The organism is Microcystis sp. LEGE 08355 (assembly GCF_015207185.1).
Classification (GTDB): domain Bacteria; phylum Cyanobacteriota; class Cyanobacteriia; order Cyanobacteriales; family Microcystaceae; genus Microcystis; species Microcystis panniformis.
This window is the reverse complement of record NZ_JADEXI010000576.1, coordinates 1-2,945: the sequence shown is the minus strand read 5'-3', so window position 1 is coordinate 2,945 and position 2,945 is coordinate 1. Positions and strand designations below refer to the sequence as shown.

Here is a 2,945-nt window from a genome sequence, read left to right as displayed (position 1 = left end):
GGGTTTTGGCTGCTGTCATTCCCACCATTAAAGCACCTACTAAACCGGGAGCAACTGTGGCGGCTATTCCATCAATTTCTGACCAAGTTAAACCCGTTTCTTGCCAAGCTTTTTCTAGACAAAAATTAATGGTTTCTAAGTGTTGTCGGGAGGCCATTTCCGGCACAACACCACCATAGAGACGATGGAGATCAATTTGAGAAGAAACCACACTACTCAACACCTGGTTATTGTTAACAATAGCCACAGCCGTTTCATCGCAACTGGTTTCGATCGCTAAGATAATTGTCATGATTTAATCAGTAAATCGTCAGACACCCCCCTTAATAAGGGGGGATTAAGGGGGGATCCATCTTTAATTTAATTATAACCACTTACTTAATTTTGCTTAGGTACTTAATTAAAATTAAAGTTATCGTTCAGCAATTTCCATAGCCACCACCGCCGGGAGTTTCAATTATAAAAATATCACCGGGGTTCACTTCTACAGTCGCAGTACCGGGCAATTCTTCGATAGTTCCATCGTTTCTTTCCACGGCATTACGTCCTATTTTACCGGCTTTTCCTCCCGCTAGTCCAAAGGGGGGAATCTCGCGATTACCCGATAAAATATTAGCAGTCATGGACTCTTGAAATTTAATTCTTCTAATCACACCATCACCTCCAGAATATTGTCCCTTGCCGCCACTATCGGGGCGAATGCTAAAACTTTCTACTAACACAGGATAGCGCATTTCTAATACTTCCGGATCGGTGAGACGGGAATTAGTCATCTGGGTTTGCACGGCAGCAGTTCCCGCAAAATTTGCCCCTGCACCAGAACCGCCGCAAATAGTCTCATAATATTGGTACTTTTGATTGCCAAAAGTGAAATTATTCATCGTTCCTTGACTGGCTGCCTGAATGCCTAAAGCGCCGTATAAAGCATTAACTATTGCCTGGGAAGTTTCCACATTTCCCGCTACCACGGCCGCCGGATAAACAGGATTAAGAAAACAACAAGATGGGATAATTAAATGGAGGGGTTTGAAACAGCCAGCATTTAAAGGAATTGCCTCCTCCACAAGGGTACGAAAAACGTATAAAACCGCCGCTCTTGTCACTGCTAGGGGTGCATTAAAGTTATTATTTAACTGGTCAGATGTGCCAGTAAAATCGATGGTTGCTTGACAATTATCAATATCTATGGTAATTCTGACCTTGATGACAGCACCGTTATCCAGATAATAGGTAAATTCGCCATCTTTCAAGACAGATATAGCTTTTCTCACCGCTAATTCGGCATTATCTTGAACAAACTGTTGATAGGCTTTAACCATAGCTAATCCGTAGCGATCAACCATATTATGTAATTCTCTTTCCCCCTTGGCATTAGCGGCTATTTGTGCCTGAAAATCGGCAATATTTTGGGCGATATTGCGTGCGGGAAAAGGACTATTAGTTAAGTGATTAATTAATTCTTGTTCCCGAAACTGTCCCGCCGCTACCAGCAAAAAATTATCGAATAAAATTCCTTCTTCGCTAATATGGACAGAGTGGGGAGGCATAGAACCGGGGGTAATGCCACCGATATCAGCTTGATGTCCCCGGGAGGCAAGATAAAATAATATTTCCTGATTTTGACGGTCAAAAATAGGACTAATTACTGTGACATCTGGGAGGTGAGTACCGCCATTATAAGGATTATTAGCTAGATAAACATTCCCCGGACGAATCGTCTCCCCTTTATCCTGAATTAAACTTTTAACACTATCGGCCATAGAGCCTAAATGGACTGGAATATGAGGAGCATTAGCGATTAAGTTTCCTACCTCATCAAAGATAGCACAGGAGAAGTCTAGGCGTTCTTTAATATTGACACTTGCTGCCGTATTTTGGAGAGTAATCCCCATTTCTTCGGCAATAAATTGATAGAGATTTTTAAAGATTTCTAGATAAATAGGATCGGCAACGGTAGTTATTTCTGAGCGGGGAGAATTGAGAGGGAACATAGGAAAATCAGTTATCAGTTATCAGTTATCAGTTATCAGTTATCAGTTATCAGTTATCAGTTATCAGTTAAGCTGTACTGAATTTAATTGGAAATTTTAGTACAAATGCTCAAACTGCCTCTCCCTGCTCCGCGGCTCCGGCGCTCCCCTGCAATCTTAACGAGTAATTTAGATAGTCAACAGCTTACTGGTGATCACTGGCTGTTCACTGTTCACCGATCACTGTTCACTGATAGGGGCTGACTGAGATATAATCGCAGTCAGTACCAGAGGGTGAATTATGGATAAAACCAGCTTGATCGATAAAGTGAAACAAATGGCTAATAAACGCGATTATTTACTGCAATTGCGCGATAAACCCGACATTGGGGGACTGAGATTAGATGTTAATCAAGCTCTTGAGGAGTTGGATGAATTACTCGATGAGTTTCAAGCAACTTTTCCTGAAGAAAAACTTAGTTAACTATCCGACTCGACGGAATTGAGATTTGTCCGATTGTGCTAATTTTCCCAAGTCATCGATCGCTTTGATCAGAGCTTGGGAAGATATATCTTTAGAGCAGTATAGGTCAAAAGCTGTACTTTGATGATTTTTTTCCATTGGAAGCTTTGGCAAGGAACTATAGGCAATAATGCGAATATAAGGGTCGAATTGTTTGATTTGAATAGCGGCGCTGTGTCCATCTAAGACAGGCATCCCTATATCTAAAATAATTACATCCGGTTGACAACTTTTCGCCAAGTCGATCGCCTGTTGACCATTAACTGCAATTCCCACCACCTGACAATGCTGCTGCTGGGAAATTAAAATCTTGAGTCCTAAACAGGTTAGCTCGTGATCGTCGGCAATTAAGACTTTAATTGACTCTCTCGGCCTCATTATAATCATTTTCTTTTCCCTAGAGATCTCACTTGTCATCATTGTAGAGCCTGTTAGTTTTTTGGCCTTAACTT

The 2,945-nt window shown here is 41.4% G+C and carries 3 protein-coding genes and 1 pseudogene; 1 reads left to right on the top strand and 3 read right to left on the bottom strand.

Annotated elements, in window-relative coordinates; translation table 11 throughout:
- Window positions 1-292, bottom strand: a pseudogene (locus IQ242_RS21380) (tRNA (adenosine(37)-N6)-threonylcarbamoyltransferase complex transferase subunit TsaD); the annotation flags it as partial.
- A gap of 127 nt (window positions 293-419) precedes the next feature.
- Window positions 420-1,991, bottom strand: coding sequence for a hydantoinase B/oxoprolinase family protein (locus tag IQ242_RS21375; RefSeq protein WP_193961330.1), 1,572 nt, complete (start codon window positions 1,989-1,991; stop codon window positions 420-422).
- A 280-nt stretch (window positions 1,992-2,271) separates the two neighbouring features.
- Between IQ242_RS21375 and IQ242_RS21370 the strand changes: the two genes are divergently transcribed.
- Complete coding sequence (locus tag IQ242_RS21370) at window positions 2,272-2,454, top strand: hypothetical protein (protein WP_002734024.1); 183 nt, start codon at window positions 2,272-2,274, stop codon at window positions 2,452-2,454.
- Here the strand turns inward: IQ242_RS21370 and IQ242_RS21365 are convergent, their stop codons facing one another.
- Window positions 2,455-2,913, bottom strand: a complete 459-nt coding sequence (locus tag IQ242_RS21365; RefSeq protein WP_228021135.1) for a response regulator transcription factor — start codon at window positions 2,911-2,913, stop codon at window positions 2,455-2,457.
- Between the last annotated feature and the right edge of the window lie 32 nt (window positions 2,914-2,945).

Excerpts from the sequence above, each read along its gene's own strand:
- IQ242_RS21375 (WP_193961330.1), bottom strand. The coding sequence starts at position 1,991 with ATGTTCCCTCTCAATTCTCCCCGCTCAGAAATAACTACCGTTGCCGAT.
- IQ242_RS21370 (WP_002734024.1), top strand. The coding sequence starts at position 2,272 with ATGGATAAAACCAGCTTGATCGATAAAGTGAAACAAATGGCTAATAAA.
- IQ242_RS21365 (WP_228021135.1), bottom strand. The coding sequence starts at position 2,913 with ATGATGACAAGTGAGATCTCTAGGGAAAAGAAAATGATTATAATGAGG.